Source organism: Corynebacterium sp. 239_CJEI, assembly GCF_001055995.1.
Taxonomy (GTDB): Bacteria; Actinomycetota; Actinomycetes; order Mycobacteriales; family Mycobacteriaceae; genus Corynebacterium; species Corynebacterium jeikeium_D.
The window spans coordinates 1-26,995 of the sequence record NZ_JVOW01000030.1; the positions used below are offsets into that span (position 1 = coordinate 1).

The 26,995-nt window shown below is 61.0% G+C and carries 27 protein-coding genes and 1 tRNA gene; 13 read left to right on the forward strand and 15 right to left on the reverse strand.

What is annotated here, in order from left to right:
• The first annotated feature begins 152 nt into the window (after nucleotides 1-152).
• Nucleotides 153-1,337, forward strand: a complete 1,185-nt coding sequence (locus tag ADB08_RS08075) for an IS256-like element IS3503 family transposase (RefSeq protein WP_015382061.1) — start codon at nucleotides 153-155, stop codon at nucleotides 1,335-1,337.
• Nucleotides 1,338-1,442: 105 nt separating this feature from the next.
• On the opposite strand, the gene ADB08_RS08080 is transcribed toward ADB08_RS08075, so the two are convergent.
• A tRNA-Tyr gene (locus ADB08_RS08080) sits at nucleotides 1,443-1,524 on the reverse strand.
• Between the two features lie 180 nt (nucleotides 1,525-1,704).
• Complete coding sequence (locus ADB08_RS08085) at nucleotides 1,705-2,760, reverse strand: polyprenyl synthetase family protein (RefSeq protein WP_049172333.1); 1,056 nt, start codon at nucleotides 2,758-2,760, stop codon at nucleotides 1,705-1,707.
• A 118-nt stretch (nucleotides 2,761-2,878) separates the two neighbouring features.
• On the opposite strand from ADB08_RS08085, the gene ADB08_RS08090 reads away from it, so the two are divergent.
• The gene (locus ADB08_RS08090; RefSeq protein ID WP_162837154.1) at nucleotides 2,879-4,231 is read left to right on the forward strand and encodes a geranylgeranyl reductase family protein; all 1,353 of its coding nucleotides are present in this window, start codon (nucleotides 2,879-2,881) and stop codon (nucleotides 4,229-4,231) included.
• Between the two features lie 51 nt (nucleotides 4,232-4,282).
• Here ADB08_RS08090 and ADB08_RS08095 read toward each other — a convergent pair whose 3' ends face one another.
• The 5 genes from ADB08_RS08095 to ADB08_RS08115 form a co-directional block, all read right to left on the reverse strand.
• The gene (locus ADB08_RS08095) at nucleotides 4,283-4,975 is read right to left on the reverse strand and encodes a demethylmenaquinone methyltransferase (protein ID WP_049172335.1); all 693 of its coding nucleotides are present in this window, start codon (nucleotides 4,973-4,975) and stop codon (nucleotides 4,283-4,285) included.
• Between the two features lie 10 nt (nucleotides 4,976-4,985).
• Nucleotides 4,986-6,194 (reverse strand): glycosyltransferase family 4 protein, encoded by a 1,209-nt coding sequence (locus ADB08_RS08100; protein ID WP_049172337.1) that lies wholly within the window; start codon nucleotides 6,192-6,194, stop codon nucleotides 4,986-4,988.
• Nucleotides 6,195-6,198: 4 nt separating this feature from the next.
• The gene (locus tag ADB08_RS08105) at nucleotides 6,199-6,690 is read right to left on the reverse strand and encodes a DUF3592 domain-containing protein (RefSeq protein ID WP_049172339.1); all 492 of its coding nucleotides are present in this window, start codon (nucleotides 6,688-6,690) and stop codon (nucleotides 6,199-6,201) included.
• A gap of 67 nt (nucleotides 6,691-6,757) precedes the next feature.
• Complete coding sequence (gene menD, locus ADB08_RS08110) at nucleotides 6,758-8,590, reverse strand: 2-succinyl-5-enolpyruvyl-6-hydroxy-3-cyclohexene-1-carboxylic-acid synthase (protein ID WP_049172342.1); 1,833 nt, start codon at nucleotides 8,588-8,590, stop codon at nucleotides 6,758-6,760.
• Nucleotides 8,591-8,691: 101 nt separating this feature from the next.
• Complete coding sequence (locus ADB08_RS08115) at nucleotides 8,692-9,717, reverse strand: o-succinylbenzoate synthase (protein ID WP_049172344.1); 1,026 nt, start codon at nucleotides 9,715-9,717, stop codon at nucleotides 8,692-8,694.
• Between the two features lie 13 nt (nucleotides 9,718-9,730).
• Here ADB08_RS08115 and ADB08_RS08120 point away from each other — a divergent pair, with 13 nt between their 5' ends.
• Nucleotides 9,731-10,711 (forward strand): 1,4-dihydroxy-2-naphthoyl-CoA synthase, encoded by a 981-nt coding sequence (locus ADB08_RS08120; protein WP_016422029.1) that lies wholly within the window; start codon nucleotides 9,731-9,733, stop codon nucleotides 10,709-10,711.
• A gap of 65 nt (nucleotides 10,712-10,776) precedes the next feature.
• On the opposite strand, the gene pdxY is transcribed toward ADB08_RS08120, so the two are convergent.
• Both pdxY and arfB read right to left on the reverse strand, forming a co-directional pair.
• Complete coding sequence (gene pdxY, locus ADB08_RS08125) at nucleotides 10,777-11,703, reverse strand: pyridoxal kinase PdxY (protein WP_239660048.1); 927 nt, start codon at nucleotides 11,701-11,703, stop codon at nucleotides 10,777-10,779.
• A gap of 41 nt (nucleotides 11,704-11,744) precedes the next feature.
• Complete coding sequence (arfB, locus tag ADB08_RS08130) at nucleotides 11,745-12,188, reverse strand: alternative ribosome rescue aminoacyl-tRNA hydrolase ArfB (RefSeq protein ID WP_049172404.1); 444 nt, start codon at nucleotides 12,186-12,188, stop codon at nucleotides 11,745-11,747.
• Between the two features lie 141 nt (nucleotides 12,189-12,329).
• Here arfB and ADB08_RS08135 point away from each other — a divergent pair, with 141 nt between their 5' ends.
• The 6 genes from ADB08_RS08135 (at nucleotide 12,330) to ADB08_RS08160 (ending at nucleotide 18,122) form a co-directional block, all read left to right on the forward strand.
• Entirely contained in the window at nucleotides 12,330-13,112 is a 783-nt protein-coding gene (locus ADB08_RS08135) for an SDR family oxidoreductase (RefSeq protein WP_049172346.1), read from the forward strand.
• A gap of 16 nt (nucleotides 13,113-13,128) precedes the next feature.
• A complete protein-coding gene (locus tag ADB08_RS08140) occupies nucleotides 13,129-13,809 on the forward strand; it encodes an alpha-ketoglutarate-dependent dioxygenase AlkB family protein (RefSeq protein WP_049172347.1) in 681 nt (226 codons plus the stop codon).
• A 33-nt stretch (nucleotides 13,810-13,842) separates the two neighbouring features.
• A complete protein-coding gene (locus tag ADB08_RS08145) occupies nucleotides 13,843-15,072 on the forward strand; it encodes a sensor histidine kinase (RefSeq protein ID WP_049172349.1) in 1,230 nt (409 codons plus the stop codon).
• Nucleotides 15,073-15,145: 73 nt separating this feature from the next.
• Entirely contained in the window at nucleotides 15,146-15,832 is a 687-nt protein-coding gene (locus ADB08_RS08150; RefSeq protein ID WP_239660049.1) for a response regulator, read from the forward strand.
• A 116-nt stretch (nucleotides 15,833-15,948) separates the two neighbouring features.
• Nucleotides 15,949-16,692 (forward strand): ABC transporter ATP-binding protein, encoded by a 744-nt coding sequence (locus ADB08_RS08155; RefSeq protein ID WP_049172353.1) that lies wholly within the window; start codon nucleotides 15,949-15,951, stop codon nucleotides 16,690-16,692.
• On the forward strand, nucleotides 16,689-18,122 hold the full coding sequence (locus tag ADB08_RS08160) for a hypothetical protein (protein ID WP_049172355.1): 1,434 nt from the start codon (nucleotides 16,689-16,691) through the stop codon (nucleotides 18,120-18,122). Before ADB08_RS08155 ends, ADB08_RS08160 begins: the two co-directional genes overlap by 4 nt.
• A 23-nt stretch (nucleotides 18,123-18,145) precedes the next feature.
• Here the strand turns inward: ADB08_RS08160 and ADB08_RS08165 are convergent, their stop codons facing one another.
• Nucleotides 18,146-19,327, reverse strand: coding sequence for a hypothetical protein (locus tag ADB08_RS08165; RefSeq protein WP_016422008.1), 1,182 nt, complete (start codon nucleotides 19,325-19,327; stop codon nucleotides 18,146-18,148).
• A gap of 99 nt (nucleotides 19,328-19,426) precedes the next feature.
• A complete protein-coding gene (gene msrA, locus ADB08_RS08170; RefSeq protein WP_016422007.1) occupies nucleotides 19,427-20,083 on the reverse strand; it encodes a peptide-methionine (S)-S-oxide reductase MsrA in 657 nt (218 codons plus the stop codon).
• Between the two features lie 102 nt (nucleotides 20,084-20,185).
• Here msrA and menE point away from each other — a divergent pair, with 102 nt between their 5' ends.
• From menE to ADB08_RS08185, 3 genes are read left to right on the forward strand one after another with little or no spacing between them, the layout of a single operon-like run.
• Complete coding sequence (gene menE / locus ADB08_RS08175; protein WP_016422006.1) at nucleotides 20,186-21,334, forward strand: o-succinylbenzoate--CoA ligase; 1,149 nt, start codon at nucleotides 20,186-20,188, stop codon at nucleotides 21,332-21,334.
• Nucleotides 21,335-21,390: 56 nt separating this feature from the next.
• The gene (locus ADB08_RS08180; RefSeq protein WP_016422005.1) at nucleotides 21,391-22,287 is read left to right on the forward strand and encodes a 1,4-dihydroxy-2-naphthoate polyprenyltransferase; all 897 of its coding nucleotides are present in this window, start codon (nucleotides 21,391-21,393) and stop codon (nucleotides 22,285-22,287) included.
• Nucleotides 22,288-22,296: 9 nt separating this feature from the next.
• Nucleotides 22,297-23,457, forward strand: coding sequence for an alpha/beta fold hydrolase (locus ADB08_RS08185; protein WP_016422004.1), 1,161 nt, complete (start codon nucleotides 22,297-22,299; stop codon nucleotides 23,455-23,457).
• Here ADB08_RS08185 and ADB08_RS08190 read toward each other — a convergent pair.
• Nucleotides 23,454-23,849 (reverse strand): DUF4229 domain-containing protein, encoded by a 396-nt coding sequence (locus ADB08_RS08190; RefSeq protein ID WP_049172358.1) that lies wholly within the window; start codon nucleotides 23,847-23,849, stop codon nucleotides 23,454-23,456. The genes ADB08_RS08185 and ADB08_RS08190 overlap by 4 nt on opposite strands.
• A 194-nt stretch (nucleotides 23,850-24,043) precedes the next feature.
• Here ADB08_RS08190 and ADB08_RS08195 point away from each other — a divergent pair, with 194 nt between their 5' ends.
• Nucleotides 24,044-24,310: a hypothetical protein gene (locus ADB08_RS08195; protein WP_016422002.1), complete on the forward strand. Its 267-nt coding sequence runs from the start codon at nucleotides 24,044-24,046 to the stop codon at nucleotides 24,308-24,310.
• Here ADB08_RS08195 and rfbA read toward each other — a convergent pair.
• The 3 genes from rfbA to rfbB all read right to left on the reverse strand — a co-directional run bounded on the left by rfbA (nucleotide 24,307) and on the right by rfbB (nucleotide 26,987).
• Nucleotides 24,307-25,182 (reverse strand): glucose-1-phosphate thymidylyltransferase RfbA, encoded by an 876-nt coding sequence (gene rfbA, locus ADB08_RS08200; RefSeq protein ID WP_049172360.1) that lies wholly within the window; start codon nucleotides 25,180-25,182, stop codon nucleotides 24,307-24,309. The two genes, ADB08_RS08195 and rfbA, sit on opposite strands and share 4 nt — an antisense overlap.
• A 20-nt stretch (nucleotides 25,183-25,202) precedes the next feature.
• Nucleotides 25,203-25,892: a dTDP-4-dehydrorhamnose 3,5-epimerase family protein gene (locus ADB08_RS08205; protein ID WP_016422000.1), complete on the reverse strand. Its 690-nt coding sequence runs from the start codon at nucleotides 25,890-25,892 to the stop codon at nucleotides 25,203-25,205.
• A gap of 102 nt (nucleotides 25,893-25,994) precedes the next feature.
• On the reverse strand, nucleotides 25,995-26,987 hold the full coding sequence (gene rfbB, locus ADB08_RS08210) for a dTDP-glucose 4,6-dehydratase (RefSeq protein WP_016421999.1): 993 nt from the start codon (nucleotides 26,985-26,987) through the stop codon (nucleotides 25,995-25,997).
• Nucleotides 26,988-26,995: the final 8 nt, after the last annotated feature.

A 26,995-nucleotide genomic window follows, 5' to 3' on the forward strand; every position in this document is an offset into this window, starting at 1 on the left:
GGGTTAAGTAAAGAAAAGTGTGTCCGCATGCCACCATAACCCCAGACCACACACCACAAATCACCAAAGAATAGCTCCCCGAAAGCTATTACCCACACCATCCCACACCTCCGGCCACATTTGTGCTAACCGCACACCGGTTGGATTAAAGGATGACCACCAACCGCCCCAGCTGCCCACTATGCGGCAACAACACAAAGAAAAACGGCACCACCAGCAAATCAACCACCCGTTGGCGCTGCACCCACTGCGGACACTCCTTTACCCGCAACACCCAAACCCACAACAAAAACACCGCCACCATGGCTTTGTTCATCCAATGGGCCACCGGCACCCAATCTCTAACCACCTTCGCCGCACACCATGGCGTAACCAGGCAAACCATGCACCACCGATTCCGATGGTGCTGGTGGATCATCCCCACACCCACCATCGACTCATTCCGCATCCATGACCAAATCTTCCTCGACGCGACCTATCTAAAGTCCGGATGCCTCCTGATCGCAGCCAGTAAAACCCACGTCATCAACTGGACCTGGGCCAGACACGAAACCACCGCCGCCTACACCGAACTCCTACGCCCCATTGCCGCACCACTAATCGCAGTCACAGACGGCGGACAAGGTGCCCAATCAGCCATCCACCACTGCTGGCCAACAACACGCATCCAACGCTGCCTCGTCCACGCCCAACGAACAGTCCGCCGCCACACCACCAGCAACCCCCGCACCGATGCCGGCAAAACCCTCTACCGCCTAGCCCTGAAACTCACTCGCATCACCGACCTTGACCAAGCATCCACATGGGTCGCCCACCTGCACGAATTCGACCACACCTACCGGGAATGGATGAACGAGAAAACCACCATCAAAGACCCCGTTACCGGCGCCTACACCAAGGTCTACACCCACCAACGCGTCCGAGCGGCCTATCAATCATTGCTATCTCTGCACCGCAGAGACCTGCTGTTTACCTACCTGCAACCCCCACCAACAACCATCGACCCCGACAACCTTGCAGCAACAACAAACAGCCTCGAAGGTGGCATCAACGCCCCCATAAAAGAACTAGCCCGCAGACACCGCGGACTATCACTACCGCATCAACGCACAGTGATGGATTGGTGGCTGTATCTACATACAGAAGTCCCTGACGATCCGGTCAAGATCGCCAGGGACCAACGATGGGGTCAAGACGCACTTTCCACAGCAACAGACCTGATCACCCACAACACCACAGCCACTACCAATGACATCGGTGCACCAGCAGAATACGACACCGCCATCGACACCAGCTACCAACACAACCTCGGCATCCAAAAAGGCTGGATCAAATAACCGCAACACGCCCGGAAAAGACACACTTTTCTTTACTTAACCCTTAACCCTCAACGGGCCCTACAAAAAAATCACCGCGAGAAAATTCTCGCGGTGATTTCACTGTGCCAGATGATGGATTCGAACCAACGAAGGCAATGCCGACGGATTTACAATCCGCTCCCTTTGGCCGCTCGGGCAATCTGGCGTGCACTCTTAAACGGTGCGAATGGAATGCTACCCACTACTCTGTCATTTACACAAATCGGCAGGTCGAGAGGATATTTCCCTACCTGGATTCACCCCTCAGCAGAACTCACCCCTCAGCAGAGCTCACCTCAGAGCAGTGCTCGCCCCTAGGCTCATCTCGCCGATGGAGCTCAATCCACTACCCCACGCGCTCCACGGTGTAGCGAGCAACGTGACGCAGGGCCTCCTTGGCCGCACAGTCAGGAAGGTCAGCGATGACGCGGTCGGACTCATCCAGCAGTTCATTGACCTTCTCCATCGCGCGAGCCACACCGTTGGTCTGAGCCAGGAGCTCGAGGGCCTCGTCGACAAGCGCGTCGTCGGAGACTGGGCCGACGAGAATCTCACGGAGGCGGTCAGCGGCTGGGGTGTCCTCCTGCAGCGCGTAGAGAACCGGCAGCGTGAAGACGCCCTCGCGCAAGTCAGTGCCCGGAGTCTTGCCGGACTGATCGGTATTGGAGGAGATGTCGATAATGTCGTCGACAATCTGGAAAACGATACCGATTAGTTCGCCATAGCGGCGCAGTGCGTTGGAAATCTCGGCCGACGCACCGGCGTGATAGGCGCCGAGATAACCGGCCGATGCGATGAGCACACCGGTCTTTTCGGCAATGACCTTCAGGTAGCGCTCGATGCGCTCTTCTATCGGCAGGTCCAAGTCGTTGAGGCACTCTCGCATCTGACCTGTGACAAGAACACCGAAGGTCTCAGCGAAGTGAGCCACGCTCTCGGAGCCGAGCTCTGCCAGCAGGCGGGACGCAGCAGCGAAGAGGTAGTCACCGGCCAGAATGGCGACGGTGTTGTCCCAGCGCGAGTTTGCGGAGGGCACGCCGCGGCGCTTATCCGCTTCATCCATGACGTCGTCGTGGTAGAGCGTCGCCAGGTGCGTCAGCTCCAGCACCGTCGCGGCGGTGATGACCTTATCGCTCTCCGGGTTCTCCCCGAACTGCGCGGCCAGCATGGTAAACATCGGGCGGAAGCGCTTACCACCAGCGTGAGCTAGGTGGGAAACCCGTTCGACTAGGAAGTCCTCGCCGCGCCCCAGCTCGGTAATCAGGAGGTCCTCGCTCTTGCGCATTCCCTCGGTGATTGTTGCTTCCAGCGCCTCATCAACGAAGTGAGAACTAGTGGCGGTGTGCTCACCAGTGCCCTGAGCACTTCCGGAACTAAGCCCGGAGTAGTCTCCAGTACGCATTCGAGACCTGCCTAACTGACGATAAAAGATAAGAAACTGCTAAATAAACTACCTTACGAGCATAGTGGCTAGCAGACCGGTTCCCATATTTGTTTCAACGTCGTTATACGCTGGGGCAATGACCTCAAGCCCGATTTCGCGAGTTTCCCCCACGTTCGACGGCACCGTCGCTCTACCCAGCAGCACTGACGTGCTCATTGTTGGTGCTGGTCCCACTGGCTCCGCAGCCGCGATTCACGCCGCCCGCGCCGGATTTTCGGTCACTGTGGTCGACTCCCAGCGCTTCCCACGCGACAAAACTTGTGGCGACGGGCTCACTCCTCGCGCCATCGCTGAGCTACGTCGCCTAGGGCTTGACGACGAGCTCCTGCGCCACAACCGCAACCGCGGACTCAAGCTGCACGGCTTCGGCGGCTCCATCACCGCACCTTGGCCAGATGATGCCTCCGGCACTTTCCCCGCTGTCGGATCCGCGATGCCGCGAGTTGAGCTCGACACCTTCTTGCTCAATGCCGCCGCCGATGCCGGTGCACAGGTCTTCGATGGGGTCGCTGCGCGGAAGGTAATTCTCGGAGCGCTGAACACTGGCGGCACGCGAGGGCACGGCGTGCGCGCGGTGGAGCTTTCCGACCGCGAGGGCAAGCCACACACCATCTCGGCCCGTTGGTTGCTCGTGGCCGATGGGGTCCGCAGTACCGTCGGCAAGCAGCTGGGGCGTGCGTGGCATCGGGACAGCGTCTTTGGCGTGGCCGCGCGGTCGTATGTCAGCTTCGACAGCGCAGACGTAGCGGATGACTGGATTCACTCGCACCTGGAACTGCGCAGCTCCGATGGGCAGACGCACCCGGGCTATGGCTGGATTTTCCCGCTGGGCGAGGGCCGGGCGAATGTGGGGTGTGGGGCGCTGGCGACGTCGGCACGCCCGGCGCGCACGAACGTGAAGAAGTTGCTGCGTGAGTACCACGGACAGGTGCGCGATCAGTGGCAGATGAGCGAGCCGGAGCACGTGACGTCGGCGCTGCTGCCGATGGGCGGTGCTGTGTCGAATGTGGCGGGGCCCAACTGGGCGTTGCTCGGTGATGCTGGGTGCTTAGTCAACCCGCTCAACGGTGAGGGCATTGACTACGGCATGGAGTCGGCGCGACTGGCGGTGGAGCTGATTAGTTCGATTGGTGCGGGCCGCGATGGGCTGACGCACTCCTGGCCCGCCCTACTTCGCGACCACTACGGCACCGGCTTCTCGCTGGCTCGCAAGTTGGCGCTGACGCTGACGTACCCGAGCTTCCTTCCCACGGTCGGCCCGCTGACCATCGGCGCCCCGTGGGGAAGCCAGCTCATGGGTGTTGCCGCACGCCTGATGGGAAACCTGGTCACGGAACACGACCGCGACGTAGTGGCGCGACTCTGGCGCGCTTCGGGGAGGACAGCGCTGGCCTCCGATAAGTGGTTCGGGCGCCAGCCCTGGCAGTAGGAATCGCTTTACGACGGACCCTGCGACCCAGCCCGACTGAGAGCTAGCGAGCTACTGCACGGGCTTGGTTGCCGAGTGCAGCGCTGCGATACCGAAGGTGAGATTCTGCCAACCGGCATCCTCCCAGCCAGAGGCATTGATGTCGCGGGCAAGCTGCGGCTGGTTTGGCCAGGCGCGAATCGACTCCGCCAAGTACACATAGGCCTCCGGGTTCGAGGAGACAACCTTGGCAATCTGCGGCAGTGCCCGCATCAGGTATTCCTTGTAGAAGGTGCTGAACACCGGCACCACAGGGGTGGAGAACTCACAGACTGTTAGCTGGCCTCCGGGCTTGGCCACGCGGGCTAGCTCAGCGAGGCCCGCCTTGTAGTCCACGATGTTGCGCAGACCGAAGCTGATGGTCACCGCGTCGAAGGTGTTGTCCGGGAATGGCAGCTTCATGCCGTCACCGCAGACCTTGGGAACATCGCGGTGTGCACCGGCCTTGAGCATGCCTCGGGAGAAATCACAGGCAACGACGTATGCGCCAGACTTTGCCAACTCCACTGATGAAACAGCCGTACCGGCGGCCAGGTCGAGGACTTTCTGGCCAGGCTGCAGGTTCAGGCGCTTTGCCGTGCGCACGCGCCAGTAGTGGTCAATGCCACCGGTGAGCACGGTATTAGTGATGTCGTAATTCTTCCCCACGCCGTCGAACATCGAGGCGACTTCGCTGGGATTTTTCGTTAAATCAGCCCTAGACACGATGTCCAGATTACGCGACCGACTTCTGACGCGTAGCAGCACCTGCATGGGAGGCATCAATCGCATCTGCTGCGACCTTGCTTGACGTCTCGGCCGCGGAAACCCCAGAAACCTCCTCGTAGTGGCGAACCAGGTCTGCACACAGTGCTTCCCAGGTGCGTTCGGTCACGGTGTCGCGGCAGCGGTTGCGCAGCTGCTTGCGTGCCAGCTCATCGTCGACGAGCAGTAGCTTGTCGACCGCCTCAGACAGATCGCGGGTGAAAGTCTTGGGTTCCAGCAGGTAGCCGTTGACGTCGTTGGTAATCAGGTCGCGCGGGCCGCCTGCGTTCGGAGCGATGGCCGGCACACCGGAGGCGTGGGCTTCCTGTACCGCCTGGCAGAAGGTTTCAAAGTCACCGGTGTGGACGAACACGTCCAGACTGGCGAATGCCGCTGCCAACTTATCGCCGGTGAGCTGTCCGGTAAAGACGGCATTCGGCATCTGCTTCTGCAGCTTCTGCAGCTCCGGGCCATTGCCGACAATGACCACCTGGATATCATCGCGGCCGTTCAGCGCTGCCAGCCGCTCCACAGACTTCTCCGCCGCGAGCCTGCCGACATAACCAACAATCGGCTTGCCCTCCGGGCTCCACTGCTTCCTGAGCTCTTCACTACGCTTTGTCGGAGTAAAGCGAACCGCATCAACACCGCGGCCCCAGCGGTAGACATCACGAATCTTGTGATCCTGCAGGTCCTCAATAGTCGGCGACGACGGCGCCAGCGTTCGGGCGCAGGAGTTGTGAATCACGCGCGTCCACAACCATGCGGCCGTGGAGAGCCCCGCCAACTTGTAGTTCTTGGCAAAACCCGCAACGTCCGTCTGATAGATGGCCACAGCCGGGATACCCAGTGCCTTGGCAGTCAGCGCGCCCGCACCACCGAGCACAAATGGCGAAGCCAAGTGGACAACATCCGGCTTAAACTGCGTCAGCGCCGACGCTACCCGACGGTTCGGCACACCAATCGGTAGCGAATCAATCAACGGCACCATCACAGTGGGCACACGCTCAATGCGGTAGTCGCAGTAGAACTCTGCCTCTTCCTGCCAGTCCCGAGCGCCCGGCGCAATCACCAGCGCCTCGTGTCCTTCACGGCGTAAGTGTTCCAACACCCGCAGCACGGAGTTTGTCACTCCATTGATGTTGGGCAAGAAGCTTTCAGCAATGATGGCAACGCGCATGGTGCTAGTTTTCCATCTCGTCGGAAAGCGAAAGTGACCCTCTGTTTACCTTTTGGGGATCTCTTTGTAAACGACGGGTTGCGCGCAACGACGACCACCACAACGGCGCGACGACGAGAAATGTAACCACAGCGATACTGGTCGCCGGGAGAAGTGACAGCGTCCATGTGCGCCCGGCGACGCGGACGACATTGGGATCAGTGCGGTCGTATTCGACGCGGACGCGCTGCCCCTCTTCCAGACCAACGGGATAGAGCAAACCGGTTGGTGGCGACTGAAAATCGCCATTCTCGTCGACGAAATCAACCGTGGTGCGAAGGAGCTCGACCGAGCGCACATTGGCTACGGACTGCCCCATGTTCGACTCGATATTGCGGTCATTAATGAAGCAGCCAACCACCATGGCCAGACACGACAGCAACAGGCAAATCATCACAAAGAGCAGTACCTGACGAAGGAAGCGCGGCCAATTGGCCAGGGCAGTTTTCCACTGCATGGCGGTCGCGACCTCCTATTTTTCTGTCCCTGATTGTTTCCAGCTCTGATTGGATGCTGCCGGCCGGCTAGTGCTTGTCCAGCACCCCAATCTCCGCATTGTATGCCAGCTTGTGGTGCAACTGCCGACGCGTCGCACGTGTGGTCGCCACCTCGATGACGCGGATGCCGTCGACATCGGTATCCGGGTGCAGCTGCGCGAGCAGATCTGGGAGGCGGTCGACACGCACGTGCTCGACTCCGTAAGCCTGGCAGATGCCCTCAAAGTCCACGTCCTGCGGCGTGCCGAAGATGCGCTCAAAGCTTCCCCGCAGAGCCGGGCTGCCCGCCTCCAGCGTCTCGAAAATACCGCCACCGGCATCATTGGCCACCACGATGGTGAGGTTTTCCGGCCTCGGCTCCAGCGGCCCAATTGCCAACGCTGCGGAGTCGTGCTGGAACGTCAGGTCACCCATAAGTGCAATCGTCCGCGGCGGGCGAATCTCGTCGGCATGCTCACGGTCGGACGCCAGCGCAATACCGATTGCCGTCGCCACCGTGCCGTCGATGCCCGCGGCACCTCGTCCCGCATACGTGTTCACACCCGGGAAAGGCAGGCCCGTGTACGACGCATCGCGCACCGGGTTCGACGCGCCCAGCACCACGTTGTCACCCGTGCGCAGGCTATCCGTCAGCGCCGCCGCCACATGAAATCCGGTCAGCGGTTCCTCCGCTTCAATCGACTCGGTAAGCGTCTCTCGCACGGACTTCACCGCCAATTCGCTGGCAGCCTCACAGATTTTCGTCCACTGCGGGTCCTGCTCCCCCACAGTCTGCACATGCCTAACGACGGCCCTTGCGTTCGCCGTCACATCCGGGAACTCCACCCCAAAACCGTGGTTTTCCGCTTCGGAGACAACGGTCAGCTCGATATCCGGATTGGCCAGCAGCTTAGAGATACCTCGGTGCAGCGTCGGCCTGCCGACTAACACAATCTGCTCCGGCAGAATCTGCGCAAAAGTACCCGCCGCGAGCGGGTGAACCGGGTGCGCCGGCGCATATGCATTCGGCTCAGCGATGGTTGGCAGATCCTCCAGTTCTGGCAGGTGCGAGGCATTCGAACCCGCAATCACGAGTGTGCGGCGGCTGATGTCAATTGTGGCTGTGCTAGCCGAGTTGGCCGGGCCGGTTGCGGTGGCCGAGTTGGCTGCGATGGCGGCCGCGCCGACGTTGTTGCTGTTGGTAGGCGCAATCGTGGTCCAGGGGCCGCCGTCGGCGCGGCCCTCGGGGATGTCGGCGACGGAGTCGTCGTCAGGCACGAGCGGTTCGACAAAACGGACGTTAAGGTGGCCGGCGCCGGATGCCATGGCGGCGACAACGCGATCGATGCGGGCGCGGATCTGCGCGGCGGTGGCCTTCGTGACCGGGGCGGTGCCGTCCAGATCGAACTCGACGACGGAGGCATCAGCGAACAGGCGGTCCTGGACGATGGTCTGGTTCGCGCCAGTGCCTCGATAATGCGCGGGGCGGTCGGCGGTCAGTGCCAGCAGCGGAATGCCCGACGCGGTGGCTTCCACCATGGCGGGCACGAGGTTCGCCACTGCTGTGCCGGACGTTGTAATTACCGGGGTCACCTTGCGGGTGCGCGAGGCCAGGCCGAGGGCGAGGAAGGCGGCGGAGCGTTCATCGATACGTACGTGGAGGCGAACCTTCGCCGCGTCGGCGGCCTGGACCAGAGCGCGGGCGAGCGGGGCGGACCGGGAACCCGGGCACACCACGGCATCGACCATGCCGAGACGCAGCAGCTCATCGACGATGAGGCCCGCTACCACTGCGGATGGGGCTTGTGTGGACTGGGCGGCGTGAGTGGTTTCGACCGCGCCGGTGTCCGGGTCTTGAGAGGTGTCCTGGTTATTGTTCACACTCAATAGGCTACTTGCCGGGAGTTACTGACTAGGTTTATGTCAGTTTGGAAGCCGTTTTTCGGGCTCAAAGTGTCATAAACCTAGTCACTTTCTTGGCGTTATAGATGGGCATACGCCGCGCGGAGGCGGTCGAACCACCAATCGCGGCGGGGGCCCGGCGCGGCGAGCTCGGCCAGGCGGGAAGGGTCGGGCGCGGGGTTGGTGACGGGCAGTCGGCCATCGATAAGTGGCCGGGGCTCGATGACGTCCTCGATAAACAGCGAGGACGTGGCCAACCCCGCCGCATTCGGCTCCGGCTGCAGCTCGGTAGCAGGCAGGGCCGCCGCCGTGAACAATCCCGCGGCCATACCAACGCCGGTATCCAAGGCGCTGGCGACGGTCACCTTCATCTCCAGTTCCTCGGCCAACCGAAGCAAACGGCGTGGCCCGCCAAGCGGCGCAACCTTCATTACACCCACGTCAGCAGCCTGCTCGCGCGCAACCAAATACGGATCCTCGGCCTTGCGAATCGACTCATCGGCAGCAACCGGGCAAAACTCCCCCACTGCGTCGCGGACCTCGCGCAGCTCGGCGACAGTCGCAACGGGCTGCTCCATGTACTCCAGCGGCCCCAACTCATGAGCGGCGCGGATGGCCTGCTCCACCGACCAGCCACGATTCGCATCCACCCGCACCACAGGTTCATAGCCATAGGCTTCCGCCACCGCGGTGCGGACGGCGGCTACGCGCTCGATGTCGTCGTTAAGCGATTGGCCGCTCTCTGCGACCTTGACCTTAAACGTGCGGCACCCGGGGTAGCGCGCCACGACCTCCGGCACCTGGTCGGGTGTGACGGCGGGGATGGTGGCGTTGACCTCGACAAACTCGCGCTTCGGGATGGGCAGGCCGACGTATGCGCATTCGATGGCCGAGCGCAGCCACGCGGCGGCCTCGGACGCCTCGTATTCCAGGAAGGGAGCGAACTCGCCCCAGGTGACGGGGCCGTCGATGAGGAGTGCCTCGCGGGTGGTGACGCCACGGAATTTCACTGCCATGGGCAGCGCGACGACGTGGGCGCGGTCGAGGATGTCATCGATGGGCGGAAGCTGGATGTTGGGCGCAGCGGACACAGACATACCCCTCATGCTAGAGACCTTTATGCTGGAAGCCATGACTGATACCGCGAAGTACTCGACCGATAACCCCTTCCGCCCCGAGCAGTGGAAGACGGTTGATGGTTTTGAGGATTTGACCGACATCACCTACCACCGCCACGTCGGCGAGGGCCGCGAGAACGGCATTGTGCGTATTGCGTTTGATCGCCCGGAGGTTCGTAACGCGTTCCGTCCGCACACTGTCGACGAGCTCTACCGCGCGCTCGACCACGCGCGCCGCACCCCGGATGTCGGCGTAGTGCTGCTGACCGGTAACGGCCCGAGCACCAAGGACGGTGGCTGGGCATTCTGTTCGGGTGGTGACCAGCGCATTCGCGGTCGTTCCGGCTACCAGTACGCAACGTCCCACGAGCATGACGACGCTACCGCGGACGCATCCACCATCGATACCGCGCGCGCCAAGGTCGAGGGAGGTCGCCTGCACATCCTGGAGGTGCAGCGCCTGATTCGCACTATGCCGAAGGTTGTTATTGCTGTGGTCAATGGCTGGGCCGCAGGTGGCGGACACTCCCTGCACGTGGTGTGTGACCTGACGCTGGCATCACGCCAGGAGGCTCGCTTTAAGCAGACCGACGCTGACGTGGGATCTTTCGATGCCGGCTATGGCTCGGCCTACCTGGCGAAGCAGGTTGGTCAGAAGTTTGCCCGCGAAATTTTCTTCCTCGGCCGCTCCTACGACGCTGAGACCATGCACCGAATGGGTGCTGTCAACGAGGTCGCGGACCACGCTGAGCTGGAAGATGTCGCGGTCGAGTGGGGTCGCATGATCAACGGTAAGTCCCCGACAGCGCAGCGCATGCTGAAGTTCGCCTTCAACCTGACCGATGATGGCCTGATGGGTCAGCAGGTCTTCGCGGGTGAGGCTACTCGCCTGGCGTACATGACCGACGAGGCCGTCGAGGGCAAGGAAGCGTTCCTGGAAAAGCGCGACCCGAACTGGGACGAGTTCCCGTTCTATTACTAGGCCTGTTGGGACACTGCTAGGGCTGGCTTAGCGGCGTGAGCCCCCAGCCCTACTGCACCCCAGCCCTACTGAACCTTCGTAACCTCGAAGCGCTGCTCCGGGTGAACGTAGGCCTCCTGCGCGCGAATGAGCTCCAGCTCGCCAGAGCCGGACTCGTGCGTGACCTTCAGTAGCTCAAAGATACTGGCCGCGGTGTTGCCCAGCGCGACCGAAAGGTCACCGTCAATACCGCGACCACGCAGCAGGTTGCCTGCAAACAGCGCAGCCGCGACATCGCCGGAACCGTTGCGCTTCAACGGCAGGTACGGAGTCGCTACCAACCATGCGCCAGAGCCATTGACGGCGAGCATCTCAATCTCGCCTTCCTTGCCCTCCGGGCGCAACACGCTGGTGACCAGCACAGTTTCCGGGCCCATCTCACGAGCAGCATGGGCTGCAGCCAAGGTAGATTCCAGATCCCCGACCTCGCGGCCTGTCAGATATCCCAGCTCAAACTGATTCGGCGTAATCACGTCTGCCACCGGCACGACCTTGTCCCGCAGCAGCGGCGGAATGTCATCCGAGACGTGGCAGCCACTCTTGGCATTTCCCATCACCGGGTCACACGAGTAGATAGCCTTCGGGTTGCGCTGCTTGGCCAGCGCCACGGCCTCGATGATGACATCCGCAATATCGCTACCGCCCTGGTAGCCGGAGATAATCGCGTCGACGTCGTCAAGCTTGCCCAGCTCATCGATACCCTTGATGACCTCGCGCACATCCGTGGCCGGAATCATCGGGCCGCGCCACTGGCCGTAGCCGGTGTGGTTGGAGAAATCGACGGTGTGGACCGGCCACACTTCAAAACCTGCGCGCTGCAGCGGGAAGACCGCAGCGGAGTTGCCCACGTGGCCATAGCTCACATGCGACTGGATGGACAGAATCGAGGGCACGCGGTTGAACTCCGCGACAGTTTCAGCTGCCTTTTCAGTAGGGGCCTGGTTTTCGCTCATACCATCTATATTGCAACGGATGCACGAAAATCCCATATTCCCTAGTAGGCGCTGGGGCGACGTCGGCTGGCTTTGAGCTCGGAGCGGCGTTGCTTCTGCGCTTTACGACGGGCAATCGAGGCCCGACTCGGTCGAGTCCGCCGGCGCCTCGGAGGCGGTGGCTGCACGGCTTCTCGGATGAGATCTGCCATGCGACGCCGGGCTTCCGCGCGGTTGCGTACCTGGGAGCGCTGCGTGGTAACCGACACGGTGAGTGTCGTGCCATCGAGTCGGTGGCTGAGGTTCTGAAGGACGCGGCGGCGGTGGACGTCGGAAAGCACGCTGAGCTCGGCGATATCCACCGATAGCTGCACCTTGGAGTCGGTGGTGTTAACGCCCTGACCGCCCGGCCCTCCGGAGCGCGCGAAGCGTTCGGTGAGCTCCGCTGCGGGAATAACAAGGCCCTTTGGGATGCCAGGGCCTGGTGGGATGTTCAGGGGTTGCATGGTGGCCAGTGTAGTCAGGACGCGTTTGTGATCGGGTCCCGTTTCCTCCAATCCGCTGTTAAACAACAAATGCTCGCCTAAGCTGGCGAATAACATTTATCCACTTATAAAAACAGCAAGAAAAGGCAGGATTGAGGCACCATGGCCACTTCTGATTCCCCGTCCATTTTCATCTCCGGCGGCGCGCAGGGTATTGGCCGTGCGGTGGCCGAGAAGTTCCTGGCTGCAGGCTGGACCGTCGGCGTCTACGACATCAACGAGGATGCCCTGGCAAAGCTTAAGGCTGAGCGCCCGGAGGTAATCGTCGGCAAGCTGGACGTGACGGACTACCAGCAGTGGGAGGACGCGCTTGCGGACTTCACCTCCCACACCGGCGGCAAGCTGACGGTGCTGGACAACAACGCGGGCATCATCGGCGATGGCGATATCATCGACCAGTCGCCGGAGATTATCCGCGCGCAGGTGGACATCAACTGCACCGGCCTGACTCTGGGCGCGAAGGCGGCGCACCCGTACCTGAAGCGCACTAAGGGGTCTCACCTGGTCAACATGGGTTCGGCTTCGGGCATTTACGGCCAGCCGCACATCGCGCCGTACTCCGCGTCGAAGTTCTACGTCTCTGGTCTGACGCAGGCTCTGGATCTGGAGTGGCGCAAGGACAAGATCCGCGTCGTCGCAATCATGCCGCTGTGGGCGAAGACCAAGCTGGCGGACGTTTCCGCCGGTTCCACCCGTCGTCTTGGCGTGCGCATTACGCCGAACCAAGTCGCTGATGCTGTGTGGAAGGCAACGCACCCGCAGAACTTCATTGAGCGCCAGCGTCACTTCTACTCGGTGTCGGCGGCAGACTTTATCCTGCGCTACCTGGGCAAGATTGGTCCGCAGTTCCTTTCCCGCCCGGTTAACGCAATCATCGCGGGTTAAGAGGCAAACTAGACCTATGCTCTTTGATCAACTCCCGCGCGATGATGCCCGCATCACGCCGGGAGTTGTTCATTTGCCGGGATGGCTTCCCCTGGACCGGCAGGCGGGCATCATCACGCAACTCCGCGACATCGCCCGCGACGTTGCCGGCACTCCCCTGGCCATGACTCGCCCGCAGCTCAAAAGTGGTCAGATGCAGGTCTTTATGCTGCATCTCGGCCGCATGTGGGCCACCAATCCCTACCGCTACGTCACGCACGCAGGCGGCGTTCGCGTCCCGCCCGTGCCTGACAATCTGCTACAGCTCGCCACCGAAGCACTTCGTGCCGCCGCGCTTTACGACGAATCCCTCAACCAGTGGCCCTCCACTTTTCGGCCCGACATGGCGTTGGTCAACTACTACCCACCCGGGGCCACCATGGGGATGCACCAGGACCGAAACGAAAACTCCCCTGCCCCGATTGTGTCGCTCTCTATCGGCGATGAGGCCCTGTTCCGCATTGGCGGGACTGAAAACCGCAACAAACCCTGGGATGACGTGACTCTCGCCAGCGGGGATGTGATTGTGTTTGGTGGTCCGAAGCGGCTTGCGTTTCATGGTGTGCCCAAGACTCGTCGCGGCACTTTGCCGGAGGGGTGCGGGCTTAAAGAGGGCCGCATCAATATCACATTCCGGCAAGTGGAAAACTCACACTAAACCGCGCAAGCCACCGACCGCTAGCCTGGACACATGCAGCGCACCGCTTCCTCCATGCACGCACAGCCTGCCACCACGCAGACTCCTGCCCCACTCGACTGGCACAGCCGGGTGCGTTACTTCGTCGGCTCATTCCCAGCTGCCGATCTCGCTATTGCGACTGCTTTCCTGCTGTGCTGCTGGTTGAGCATGACGCCGCTACTTACTTATGGCCCGAGCTTTACTTATGTCACCAATGTGATTCTGTCCGCGATGATTGCCGGGGCCGCAGCGTTTCGTCGTAAAGCAGTGCGTGCATCGTTTGTGGTTACGTACAGTGCCCTAGCGGGTCTCGCCTTGCTGGTGTGGCTATCCCCAGTGAACCTTGGGCTAGACCCCATTATTGTTGCTGCCCCACTATCTCTATGGGCTGTGACCAGGTGGGAACCGAATCGCACCTGGGGCATCGTTGGGCTGTTTTTAGGGTTGATTGGCAGCTTCCTCAACCCGGCAGTTCCTGCCTTCGGCTTTACCCCGGAACGACTATTGGTCTTCGGACTACCGGCGGTGCTTATCACGGCGAGCGCGTACGCAGTGCCACTATGGCTGCGCATCAACGCCGAGGAACATGCCGCGGAGTTGGAGAACGTCGTGGCGCTCAACAAGCTGGAGTTGTCCAGGGAGCTTCACGACGTCGTGGGGCACGGACTCACCTCTATTAAGGTTCAGGCCCAAACCGCTCTGTACCTGGCGGAGATGGATGGCTCACGAGCGGAATCCGCTGCTGAAAAGACCACGCTGGAAGGTATTGCCCAGACCGCAGACCAATCGTTGCGGGATGTGCATGCGCTTGTCGATGCGCTACGTGATGGCGGCGAGATTAGCGCTGACCCGAATGAGATTCCGCGTCTGGTTGCGGCAGTTTGTCCGCCGGGTCGCGATGTTTCGGTGACTCTGCCGGAGTCTTATGGAGACCTGGCGGATTGGCCACTCGCGAAGCGTTTGACTTTGGTGCGGGCAGTGACGGAGTTGGCCGCGAATATGGCCACGCACTCATCGGGCGCTGGTCAGCTGGCACTGGTAATCGATCCACCTGCCGATGCTGATGACAGCCCGGCGCGGGTTCATTTGGTGACTGCAAACCGGGCTGAGAGCGAAACTTTGGAACCCAGGAAGCGAGCTGGCGCTGGCCTGATTGGTCTGGAAGAACGCGTGGCTCAGCTCGGTGGCGAGATGACTTATGGTGAAAGCGACGGCATGTTCCGCGTCAGTATTCGGCTGTAAGCGGTTCGACCGAAGCAGGGCTGACTGTCAATCCTGTTGAGAAAGACGAGCAATGGATGTAATTCGAGTATTAGTGGCTGAAGATCAGGCTTTGATTCGGCAGTCTTTCGCGCAGCTTATTGATGCCCACCCGCAGATGAAAGTCATTGGTGCCGTGGGCGACGGCGCCGAGGCTGTGCGTCTTGCCTCCGGAGCCGATGTGGTCGTCATGGACATTCGAATGCCCGTGATGGACGGTATCGAGGCCACACGACAGATTGTGCAAGGCGTGCCGTCCGGAGGTGCGGCTCGCGCTTCCACTCCAAAAGTCTTGGTACTGACCACTTTCCGCGAAGAAGACCTGGTGCTCGGCGCTTTAGAAGCTGGGGCCGCAGGCTTTTTGCTCAAAGACTCCAATCCCCGTGAGCTGCTTTCGGCCATCATGCGTATCCACCGTGGTGAAGGAGTCATCGATCCGAAGGTGACGCCGATGGTGTTGCGGCATGTTTCACCGCGCGCACCGCACTCAGGACAGCCAGCGAGAGCGTTCTCGACACATGGCGCTGACTCAGACCCCACTCACACAGGAACCCAATTCACACCCCGCGAACAGGAGATTTTGAACCTCGTCTGCCAAGGGCTTTCCAATGACGAAATTGCTCGCAGGTTGGTTGTCGCCACGACGACAGTGAAAACCCATGTGAAATCCCTGTTGACCAAGACAGGCTCACGCAGTCGCGTGGATCTTGTCATTTGGGCTGCGAAAAACGGGCTGCTGTAGCTTCTCCTCGCTGGTACCGTCATCCTCGCTATCGCCTCCTCCCTAGGGAGGATATTTCCGCCACCTCATCCTCAGGGAGGGCGCGAACCGTGCCAAACACTCCTATTACTTAAGGCATGAACGCACCAACCCCCACCTCAGGCCCTTCCGCAGACGCCGCCGCTCCCCTCCTCCAGCTGCGCGGCATCACTGTCTCCTACGGCAAGAACGAACCTGTCCTGAACGGCCTCGATATGAACGTCCGCGCCGGCGAGGTCTACGGGCTATTGGGACTCAACGGCGCAGGTAAATCCACGTTGATGAGCACGGTGCTTGGGCTAATTCCCTACTCCGGTGAAATCAGCATCGCGGGACACCCGTGGTCCGTTGTCGACCTGGACCGCATCGGCGCCTCCATCAATGGCCCGGCGTTCTACCCACAGCTCTCAGCCACCGACAATCTCAAAGTGCACGCACATCTGACCGGCACGGACAAGAGCCGTATCGCCGAAGTCCTCGACTTGGTCGGGCTTCATGCTGGTAACAAGCGTGGCCGCGCTTTCTCAACGGGCATGAAGGTTCGTCTTTCCCTGGCGATGGCGCTGCTCACCGACCCCGACATTGTGCTTCTCGACGAGCCCACCAACGGCCTCGACCCCGAAGCTATCGTGGGCCTGCGCACCTTGTTGCGAAATCTTGCCGCTAGTGGCAAGGCCGTCGTGGTGTCCTCCCATCAACTCGGAGAGGTCGAGAAGAGCGTTGACCACCTTGGCGTCCTTGCTGGTGGCCGACTGGTCTACGAAGGCCCGCTGGCTGACTTTGCGGCTGCTGGTCAATCCCTCGAGCAAGCTTTCTTCACCGCAGTAGGTGTTGCCCGATGAGCACTCAACCGCACACGCGCACTCTTAACACGCGCACCGTTCCTGCCCGCCGCTACTTCCGCGCCGAGCTACTGCGGGCAAAGTGGTCACTCACCATGTTTCTTCCCATCATCATGGTGGCAATCGCTCTGGTCAGCATGGTCTTTTCTAGAGGCGTTGACGCCACCGCCATGGCGAGCGCCCACATCTACTCGCTTATCCTGCTTCCTCCCCTGGCTGCTATTACGTCCGTCATCGGCCAAAACCGTGAAGAAAAACTCCGCCAAGGCGGCCTAATCTGGCGCAATATCTCGGGCACTCGAGTGCTCCTTGCCCGCGCAGCCACTGTCATTGCCTCCGCGGCCCTCGGTCACGCATTGATGGCTGCACTCCTTGCCCGGAGCGTGAGCACCGCATTGCAATTCACGCTCTTTAGCACGTTGTCATTCTTCGTCTTCTGGACATTCGGCCTTGCCCTATGGCGCCTTGTGCCACGCGCAGCTCTCTTCCTCGCTCCGCTCGCTTCCATCGCTTGGGCCATCGCAGGAACACTGGACGCCATGAGCCCAAACTGGAAAGTTCTCCCGTGGACCTGGGCAATCCGCCCAACGTTACCTATCCACGGAGTGCAGGCTAATTCCATCTCGGCTCCCGCCGACAGCGAGATCTGGAACATCGCCATCCTGCCGCCCGCGTTGCTGCATTTACTCCTCGGGCTAGGTCTATTTGCCATCGCATTGCTTGCGCACGGAAAATCTCTCAGCTTGCCGACGGGCCGGGAACGCAGCACTTCGTCGTTAAGCCATGGCATGAGCGCGACCCTTCCCTGGCGCACCTGGTGGAGTCTCGCAGCGCTGATGCTTGCCGGACTTGCGGTCGTGCGTGTGGTGTGGAACCCGGAGTATGCGCTGGGGCTGCTGAGTTTCGTCTGCGTGCCGACGGCCGCAACCGTGGTGGCCATCATGACATGGACTTCGCAAGCCGATGCCTGGCCAGCACTGATGTATCGGCGTGCGCGACGCAGCATCACGCTCCGACTGTTTGCCTTGGATATGGCGTTTCTCCTGCCGGTGCTGGTGGTTGCGGTGGTTATCAGTGGTGCAGGCGGCGAGACCAATAGCCAGACGGGCATTAACCCCTGGCCGTACCAGGCGGTAATCGCGTCTCTTGTGGCCGCGATGATTGTGGCCGTGACCGGCTTAATTGCGCGTCGAAGTGTGGCGGCCGCAATCTTTGTCTCGGTCGCGCTCGGCGGTTGGGCGGTGATGGTTGGCGGTGATGTCCTCAGCGCCTCACCGCTGTGGTGGACCTCGGAATGGGGATGGACCTGGGTAGTACGTGATTACCCCCAGCGGTGGCCGTCGATGGTTCTCGTATCCGCCATTGTGATCGTGGCTTTCGTGGCTTGGGCTCGGGCGACATCGCTAAAGGCCATCCGATCCCAAGATTGACAGCGGTGCCGCGAGCACCCCACCTACTCCTCGATAGCCTCGCGAACCTCTTCGACACTGAGGTTGGAGTCTTCAATCTCCTCGCGGGCCTCCTTGTTCCGGCCACGGCGGACCAGGCGGAAGATGCGCTTGCGGCGGGAAGTCTCTTCACTGATGCGCTCGCGGCCGCGCAACCAGGCAACAAGCATGACAGTAATGAGCAGCAGACCGATGTAGCCCAGGATTGGGTAGACCCAACCGATTAGGTTCTGGAAGCCCATGAAGCTCAAGGCGAAACCGAGCAAGACCAGCGCGACGTAGACAATCTTGAATTTTTCCGGGTGATTTGCGGTGACGCGACGCCCCAGTGCGTAGAACATGCCAAGTGCCGTGTTGAAGATCATGCCAAGGATTACCACGGCCATGGCCTGGCCTAGCCACGGGTGCAGTCGATTAATGACGGTGAGCATTGGCACGGCATCGGTGGCGACGGTACCAACAGTGTGGAACAACGTGATGGTGGTGATCAGCAGCATCGCGGAGTAGATCAAACCACCGGTAAACCCACCGGCTCCAGCGGCGCGGGGATTGAACAGGCTACCGCCAATAACAATCGCCATGGAAACCGCAACCATCAGGTTAAAACCGACATAGTTCACTGCGGCGACAACCCAGTTCGGCAGAGTGGTCGGGACTTCCGCAACGGCAGCTGCCTGCTCCGCGGCTGGGGTGGCATCGGTGAACGCCAGCGTATAAACACTGGCCAGCAGAATAAAGCCGACGATAAACGGCGTGATGGAACCGATCACTGTGGTCACTCGGTCAACATCGAGGAAACCGGCTGCAATGGTAACCAGCACCATGATTACGGCACCGATCCACACGGGGATGCCCCACTGCTGCTCCATGTTGGCACCGGCACCGGCGAACATGACGAACCCTGTGGCGAAGAGCGTGATAATCACGCCAATGTCCAGTACTCGCGAGAAGATGGGGTGCGATACGCGTCGGAAAACTTCGCCGTGCTCGCTGGCCTGAAAGTAGCTTCCCAGCTGCAAAATGATCATCGCCATCAGGCTCATGATCACCGCTGAGAGAACGGCACCCCAGACACCATTGATGCCAAAGGCGACGAAGTATTGCATGATTTCCTGACCCGTCGCAAAGCCCGCGCCGACGACCACGCCGACGAAGGCAAATGCAACGCGCAGTACTTGCTTCACCACAAGGGTTCACTCCTATTCGACTATCTGATTGATATAACCACCTTACTTTTCTCAGTGAGTTTTACTAATCGCGACTGACCGTTCTAAAAAGCTTCGCCTTTAAATTCCGCAGGCCACGCCGGTCGAATGCACTGGGCAGTAGCCGTTCGGATTCTTAAACAAGTACTGCTGATGCTCATCCTCGGCTCGGTAGTACTCCCCTGCCGGAGTCTCCGCGAGTGGCTTAATCTCCGTGGTGATGGCCCCCAGGCCAGCGTCGGCAAGCTTCGGCGCGTAGGCATCGGCGATCTCCTGTGCCCGGCGCGCTTGCTCGGGCGTCGTCGTGTAGATCGCGGAACGGTACTGCGTGCCGACATCATTACCCTGGCGGTAGCCCTGCGTGGGATCGTGGGCTTCGAAGGCCTTGGCGATCAGCTGGTCGAAGCTAATCTGCTCCGGGTCGTAGACGACCTCCACAATCTCGGTGTGGTTGGTGCGTCCGGTGCAGGACTCGCGGTAGGTGGGATTTGGCGTCACGCCACCGGCGAACCCGACCGATGTGCTGAGCACGCCCGGTGTTTCCCAAAACAGCTTCTCAGCGCCCCAGTAACAGCCAATCCCGATGTAGACGACCTCCTGGCCTTCCTCCCATGGGCCGGTGATCGGCGTGCCGAGCACCGCATGCGGCTTCGGATTTTCCAACACCGGGTGCGAGCCGCCCTTGAGCGCCTCATCTTCCGGCACCAGCTCTGCGGACCTGCCAAAAATCCAACCCATCTTCTACGCCTTTCTATCTATGACTGTCTTTGGTCTGCGCAACGCGCCCGAGGCCACGATTGTTCCGACCTCGCCACCAGAAACTACGGCACAACACGGGCTATGGTTTGGGTTGTGCGTACGCTCAGCCTGCTTTCCGTCAATCCCCACGACCCGACCGCCATCCTGCCCGACCTCCGCGCCGCGCTGGACGGTGAGGTCTCTCTTCTTCCCGTTCCGCTTCACGACGGCACGCGCGCCTCAATCTTGCGGAACTCGCAACGCGCAGGTGAGCCGATTGATGAGTCCATCGCGCTTGTTGTCGGCACTTCCGGTTCCACCGGCACACCGAAGGGTGCACAGCTGACGGTGGATAACTTGGTCTCCTCTGCTACCGCTACACATCAGTGGCTCGGCGGTGAAGGACAGTGGATGCTGGCGATGCCGGCCTACCATATCGCTGGCCTGCAGGTTCTCATTCGTTCGCTGCTCGCTGGCACGGATCCGGTGTGTGTGGATGTGACCGACGGTTTTGATGTTGCCGCATTCGCCGACGGCGCCGAGGCCCTCACCAGCGACCGTGCCTACACCTCGCTGGCTCCGATGCAGCTGGCCAAGGCCATGGAAGAACCCTTTGGCGCGGCAGCCCTGCGCCTGTTTGATGCTGTCCTTGTCGGCGGCGCAGCCTTGAACCCGCAGGTGGCAGCGCGCGCCGAAGAACTCGGCATCAACGTCGTGACCACCTATGGTTCCTCCGAGACAGCCGGCGGCTGCGTCTATGACGGACAGCCCATCGAAGGTGCACAGGTCGCCATCGAAAATGGTCGCGTTTGGCTGGGCGGACCGATGATTGCACACGGTTACCGCAACGCGCCCAGTCACGAGGCTTTCCATAAACCAGGTTGGTTCGCCACCTCCGATGCGGGCGAGATCCACGATGGCCGACTAGTCATTACGGGACGCCTGGACACCATCATCGACTCCGGCGGGTTGAAGCTGCACCCCGAAGTCCTCGAACGTGAACTGCTCGCCATCGATGGAGTTACGGGAGCCTGCGTGGTCGGTGTGCCACACCCAAGGCTCGGCCACGCTATCGTCGCAGCGTATGAAGGCATCGCTGAGCTCGGCGATGTCATGGACGGGCTCGGCGATGCTGAAGACGCCGGGCGAATCAATCACTGGATGATTCCCAAGGACCTGCGTCGCGTGGAGGTCCTGCCACTGATTGGTCCGGGCAAGGTCGACCGGAAGAAAGTCGCGGCGCTCTTTTAGCTCATTCAGACACGCATTAGTTCAAGGCATTTGGTGTCACGTCCTATTATTAATTCATGTCTGAAGCACCAAAGAGTCCTGCAACGGCGTCGTTAAGCGATTGGCTGGAAGGCGCGCGCCCCCATACCTGGGCGAATGCGTTTGCGCCGGTCATCGTCGGTGTCGGAGCGGCATCGACGCACGCGCCGATTATCTGGGGACGTGCGGTGCTCGCGCTGGTTGTCGCGTGGGCGTTGATTGTGGGCGTGAACTTCGCCAACGACTACTCCGATGGCATCCGCGGCACTGACGATGACCGCTCGGGCCCGCTGCGCCTGACGGGTTCTGGTCTGGTCGAGCCGAAGGTTGTGAAGTACGCGGCGTTCGGTTCCTTTGGTGTCGCCGGTCTTGCCGGTGTGGCGCTGTCCCTGATGAGCGCGTGGTGGCTCATTCTGGTCGGTGCACTGTGCATCGCGGCTGCGTGGTTCTACACCGGCGGTAAAAATCCCTACGGTTATCGCGGACTTGGCGAGGTCTCGGTCTTCGTCTTTTTCGGTCTCGTCGCGGTGCTCGGCACGGAATTCACCCAGACGGGCTCGCTGTCTTGGGTCGGCCTGGCCTGCGCAATTGGTATTGGTTCGGTGTCTTCTGCCGTGAACCTGGCGAACAACTTGCGCGACATCCCCACCGACGCCGCTACCGGCAAGATCACCTTGGCAGTTCGCCTGGGCGACTTCCGCACCCGCATCGTCTGGCAGATTCTCTCCCTCATGCCCGCGCTGGCCAGCAGCTTTATCGCTTTCTGGCGCCCATGGGCGCTGGTGGGTCTGCTCATCGTGCCGCTGTGGGTGAAGGCCTCCGAGCCAATTCGCATGCATAAGAAGGGCAAGGAGCTCATCCCGGTACTGGGGCTTACCGGCAAGATGATGCTTGCCTGGTCCGTCATTACGGCACTCGCACTCGCGCTCAGCTAGGGGGTACCGATGGACTTCCGCACACTGACGCACAAGGCGCTTGACGACGTCCAGGAGGCCGCAACCCGAGTTGGCGACACAGCAGCCAAGGCTCCAGCTTTCGCCCGCAGCGCTGCTCTGCGTTTGACCAAATCGGGACGCCGCCGACTGGCGCTGGAGCACGGTGCGCTGCATTCGCAGACCCGTGAACCGGGACTCACCGATCTCACGTCAACCGGCGTGGTGCATATCAAGACCGCACCGGTCACGGCCGAGATTGCGGCCAAGGACGACGAGCGGAAGGCCAGCGACAAGCCGGATGCTGTCACCACCGATATTCCGGTGCACTGGTACGAGGTTGAACCTAGCGAACCCGCCAAAGAACCCGTGACCATCGTCTTCGTCCACGGCTTCACCCTGGCTGGTGAGTCCTGGTACCGGCAGTTCAACGCGCTGCGCAAGTCGCACCCGGAAGCACGCCTGTTGACTATGGATCTGCGCGGCCACGGCCTGACCGGAGCGGTTCCGGCTTCACTCTGCACGGTCGAAGGGGCTGCGGCCGATGCGCTGGCCGTGATCGCCGAGCGTGCCGCGACCGGAAAACTCATCGTGGTTGGGCATTCGCTAGGCGGTTTGATTGCACTGCACATGGTGCGGGCTGCCGAGGAAAGCATTCGCCGTCGGATAGCAGGCGTAGTGTTGATTTCCACGTCTATCGACAAGCTGGCCGCCCAGGGTGTGCCGCAGATTCTGGCGTCCCCGGTGGCGGATGCGGCGCGCAATGCAATTGAGTCCTCGCCGAAGGAGATTCGCAAGTTCCGCGAGGCAATCGCGTCACTGATGGCGCCGTCGTTGGCGGTGGCGGTGTTCGCCCGGCGCACGGACTACGAGATCATCGAGTTCCACGCGGCCATGATTAATGAAACACCGCTGGAAACTTTCGTGGGATATCTCGACGACCTGCAGGATCACGACGAGTTCGCATCCGGGCCTTACTTGGAGGGCTTGCCAGGAGCGGTACTGGTGGGCACGAAGGACGATGTCACTCCGCGCAAGCAAGCAGACCTAATTATGGAAAAGTGGCCGGACGCCGAACTGGTTGAAGTCGACGGGGCCGGCCACATGTTGCCGCTCGAGGCTCCGGAAGCGGTGAACCGGGCTATCGAGCGGGCCCTGGAGAAGGTGCGCTAGTTTTCCTCGCGGTCCTTAATCTGCTGCGCAATGTATTCCTTGTGCGCGCGGCGGTTCTCCGACCACACTGCAACAGACTCATTGGCCTGGACGCGCAGCTTCGGGAACACAAAAACCGACAGCGGCATCGCAATAATCAGTGCGAACACAGCCGTAATTGCGGCCGGAATCTGCACATTAACGAGGTAGATAATCACGAGCAGAATGAAGAACAGCACCAGGAACAGCAGCAGACGCGCAAGGCCGTACCAGAACAGACCCTTCATGGCATTGCCGCGACCAGCATTCTTGGAGCTAGGAGCTGACTGCTTCGGAGCTGCTGAAGCCGGAGCCTGAGTCGACTCCACTTCAGCCTCAGAAGCCAACTTGTCCTGCTCTGCTGGATTGGTCATTAAACCCTCACCTCTACGTGTTACGCCTGTACTGCGCCCCGGGCGTTGTTAGCGTCCATGGCTGTTCGTGTCCAACGTTCCTTTGTACCCTAACGGACTCTGTACGCCGTACCGCATGCAGTGCGATACCCCTCGTGGGCACTACTGGACTCGTTGCGTATTCTAGTCGGTAAATCCAGGAGGTTAGCTATTACATGGGTCGGCTCATTCTGCTGCTGTTCATCATCCTTGTCGTAGTCATGCTGTGGAAGGCATTTGGTCCCGGCAGTCGCGGCAACGGCATGCGACGTATTTCCGCTCCGCAACCGGAACCCCGTCCGCTCGCTCCCGACGATGATCCGGAGTTCCTCTGGAAGCTCAAGAAGGCCGAATTCGATCGCCGTAAACGTGAGCAGGAGCTACAGGAGCGGCGCGAACGGGAGCAGGACGACAACCCCGATAATCCCGGCGAAACTGACTAAACGTCCTTGCCACGCAGCAACAACTGCTGCAGATATTCCCCGTAGCCACTGGCGCTGAGGGCGTCGGCACGCGCGCTAAGCGCAGCATCGTCAATGAATCCCATGCGCCACGCCACCTCTTCCGGCGAGCCAATCTTTAGCCCCTGCCGCTGCTCGATTGTGCGCACAAAATCGCCCGCGGCCATCAGATTGTCCACCGTGCCGGTATCCAGCCACGCCGTGCCGCGCGGCAGCACCTCTACCTGCAGTTTTCCGCGCTCCAAATAGACGCGGTTAACATCCGTGATTTCCAATTCGCCGCGTGACGACGGTTGCAACGAGCGAGCTATTTCTACAACCTCGGCGTCATAAAAGTACAAACCAGGCACCGCGAAATGGCTGCGTGGTTTCTTCGGTTTCTCCTGGATCGCCACGGCCTTGCCGTCTTGGTCGAAGTCCACGACTCCATAGGCTGTGGGATCTGCGACCCAGTAGGCGAAGATCGCTCCGCCATCGACGTTATGGAAGCGGCGCAGCTGCGTGCCCAAGCCAGCACCGTAAAAGATGTTGTCGCCGAGGATGAGGGCAACGGAGTCATCGCCGATGTGGTCCGCACCGATGATGAACGCTTCAGCGAGACCACGGGGCTCGTCTTGGGTGGCAAAGGTGAGGGTGAGGCCCCACTGCGAGCCGTCGCCAAGCAAGCGTTCAAACTGCGGGGCATCATGTGGCGTGGTGATGACGAGGATGTCCCTGATTCCCGCTAGCATCAGCGTGCTCAGCGGGTAGTAGATCATCGGCTTGTCATAGACGGGAACCAGCTGCTTGCTTACGCCAAGTGTGATGGGAAACAGCCGAGAGCCCGTACCACCTGCGAGGATGATGCCCTTCATAGTGCTCGCGCCTTTCTGCCTTACTGCCCGGCCGCTTCGTTGGCGATTGCCCACTCGTCGCGAGCCATGTTCTCAAGATCCTTGCAGTCAAACTCACTGGGGAGCTTATTGCCCTCGGCCTCGAACTGCTCGATAGTCGGAGCCTTCTGATCGCGCTCGGAGAGAATCATGTCCGCGTCGGTGAGACCACCCTTGGCCAGCAGCGCAGCCAGGTCAATTCCGAGAGTCGGGTCCTGGATGCTAACAGCACGCTCTGCCTCCGGGTTGTAACCGGTGGAAGTGAGGTAAGTGAGCACAGAGTCGTCGGCAAGCGAGACGAAGCCATGTCCGATGCCGTTGGGCAGATAGACCACTCGGCGGGTCTTGCTGTCGAGCTCGAAAACCTCGACCTTGCCGAAGGTATCGGAGCCGCGACGCAGGTCAACCGCAATGTCGAGGATGTGGCCCGCGGGACAAGTAACCAGCTTCGCCTGGCCGGGGTGGCCATCTGGCGCGGTGCTGACGTCAGCGAAGTGCAGGCCACGGACAACGCCTGCGGCGGAGACACTCATGTTGGCCTGCTCCGGGAAGAACGGGTAGCCCGTGGCCTCGGCGAATGCGTCGAGGCGATACCACTCGTGGAAACTACCGCGGCTGTCGCCGTGGATGACCGGTTCGAAGGTGAAAACGCCGTCGATAGAAGTGGGCTGGAATGTGCTCTTAGGGCTCATGGGTAACAAGTGTAGACGGGGCGCCCGGGCTGAGGCTGTGGCACGCGTTGAGTGTGCACTGAGTGTGCGTTGAGGGTTCGCTAGGCATGCCCCAGCAGCGAACTACAACTCCTGCTCGCGCTCCGCGTAGCCAGCCTCAGCGGCATCGTAGGCCGCCGCCCACCAGGACTCGTTGGCGCGATACCAGTCGATGGTCTCGGCGAGCCCCGCGGAAAAGTCTTGGTAGCGCGGCTGCCAGCCAAGGCTGCGGATGGATGCGGGGTCAATCGCATAACGACGGTCATGCCCCGGGCGGTCAGTGACATGGACAAAGTCGGACCGCTCACGACCGAAGCCCTCCAGGATGTCTCCGACCACGTCGAGGTTGGAACGCTCGCCATCGGCACCAATCAGGTAGGTCTCCCCCACCTCGCCAGAATCCAAGATTGCCCAGACCGCGTCGTTGTGGTCATCGACGTGAATCCAGTCCCGAACATTCTCGCCAGTGCCGTACACGCGAGGGCTACGACCGCGCAACAGACCACAGATCTGGCGGGGAATCAGCTTCTCCGGATGCTGCCTCGGCCCGTAGTTGTTCGAGCAGTTACTAATCGTCGCAACCAACCCGAAGCTGCGCACCCACGCCCGGACAAAGTGATCCGCTGAAGCCTTGGAGGCCGAGTAGGGGCTGGAGGGTTTGTACGCGGTGGCCGTCGTAAAGCGTGCTGGATCGTCGAGAGCGAGATCGCCGAAGACCTCGTCGGTGGAGATGTGGTGAAGGCGGACGTCGTGGGTGGCGCAAGCCTTGGCCAGATTCACGGTGCCCATGACATTAGTGGTGACGAAGGGATCGGCATCCACCAGCGAATTGTCGTTATGGCTCTCTGCGGCGAAGTGGACGACCACGTCGAAGCGGGGCACGAGGCGATCGATCAGCTCCGCGTCACGAACATCGCCGCGGATGATTTCACAGTCCGCGCCATCCAAGCTCGCAGGGTTCGCGGCATAGGTGAAAGCGTCCAGCACCGTGACATTCACATCGGGCCGTGTAGCCAGAGTGCGGAGAACGAAGTTGGAACCAATAAAGCCGGCACCACCGGTGACGAGAACGCGCATGGAAGCGA

Coding starts and splice junctions, on each gene's coding strand:
- ADB08_RS08075 (WP_015382061.1), top strand. CDS start 153: ATGACCACCAACCGCCCCAGCTGCCCACTATGCGGCAACAACACAAAG.
- ADB08_RS08085 (WP_049172333.1), bottom strand. CDS start 2,760: ATGCGTACTGGAGACTACTCCGGGCTTAGTTCCGGAAGTGCTCAGGGC.
- ADB08_RS08090 (WP_162837154.1), top strand. CDS start 2,879: ATGACCTCAAGCCCGATTTCGCGAGTTTCCCCCACGTTCGACGGCACC.
- ADB08_RS08100 (WP_049172337.1), bottom strand. CDS start 6,194: ATGCGCGTTGCCATCATTGCTGAAAGCTTCTTGCCCAACATCAATGGA.
- ADB08_RS08105 (WP_049172339.1), bottom strand. CDS start 6,690: ATGCAGTGGAAAACTGCCCTGGCCAATTGGCCGCGCTTCCTTCGTCAG.
- ADB08_RS08115 (WP_049172344.1), bottom strand. CDS start 9,717: ATGAGGGGTATGTCTGTGTCCGCTGCGCCCAACATCCAGCTTCCGCCC.
- ADB08_RS08120 (WP_016422029.1), top strand. CDS start 9,731: ATGCTGGAAGCCATGACTGATACCGCGAAGTACTCGACCGATAACCCC.
- pdxY (WP_239660048.1), bottom strand. CDS start 11,703: ATGAGCGAAAACCAGGCCCCTACTGAAAAGGCAGCTGAAACTGTCGCG.
- arfB (WP_049172404.1), bottom strand. CDS start 12,188: ATGCAACCCCTGAACATCCCACCAGGCCCTGGCATCCCAAAGGGCCTT.
- ADB08_RS08135 (WP_049172346.1), top strand. CDS start 12,330: ATGGCCACTTCTGATTCCCCGTCCATTTTCATCTCCGGCGGCGCGCAG.
- ADB08_RS08140 (WP_049172347.1), top strand. CDS start 13,129: ATGCTCTTTGATCAACTCCCGCGCGATGATGCCCGCATCACGCCGGGA.
- ADB08_RS08145 (WP_049172349.1), top strand. CDS start 13,843: ATGCAGCGCACCGCTTCCTCCATGCACGCACAGCCTGCCACCACGCAG.
- ADB08_RS08155 (WP_049172353.1), top strand. CDS start 15,949: ATGAACGCACCAACCCCCACCTCAGGCCCTTCCGCAGACGCCGCCGCT.
- ADB08_RS08160 (WP_049172355.1), top strand. CDS start 16,689: ATGAGCACTCAACCGCACACGCGCACTCTTAACACGCGCACCGTTCCT.
- msrA (WP_016422007.1), bottom strand. CDS start 20,083: ATGGGTTGGATTTTTGGCAGGTCCGCAGAGCTGGTGCCGGAAGATGAG.
- menE (WP_016422006.1), top strand. CDS start 20,186: ATGGTTTGGGTTGTGCGTACGCTCAGCCTGCTTTCCGTCAATCCCCAC.
- ADB08_RS08180 (WP_016422005.1), top strand. CDS start 21,391: ATGTCTGAAGCACCAAAGAGTCCTGCAACGGCGTCGTTAAGCGATTGG.
- ADB08_RS08185 (WP_016422004.1), top strand. CDS start 22,297: ATGGACTTCCGCACACTGACGCACAAGGCGCTTGACGACGTCCAGGAG.
- ADB08_RS08190 (WP_049172358.1), bottom strand. CDS start 23,849: ATGACCAATCCAGCAGAGCAGGACAAGTTGGCTTCTGAGGCTGAAGTG.
- ADB08_RS08195 (WP_016422002.1), top strand. CDS start 24,044: ATGGGTCGGCTCATTCTGCTGCTGTTCATCATCCTTGTCGTAGTCATG.
- rfbA (WP_049172360.1), bottom strand. CDS start 25,182: ATGAAGGGCATCATCCTCGCAGGTGGTACGGGCTCTCGGCTGTTTCCC.
- ADB08_RS08205 (WP_016422000.1), bottom strand. CDS start 25,892: ATGAGCCCTAAGAGCACATTCCAGCCCACTTCTATCGACGGCGTTTTC.
- rfbB (WP_016421999.1), bottom strand. CDS start 26,987: ATGCGCGTTCTCGTCACCGGTGGTGCCGGCTTTATTGGTTCCAACTTC.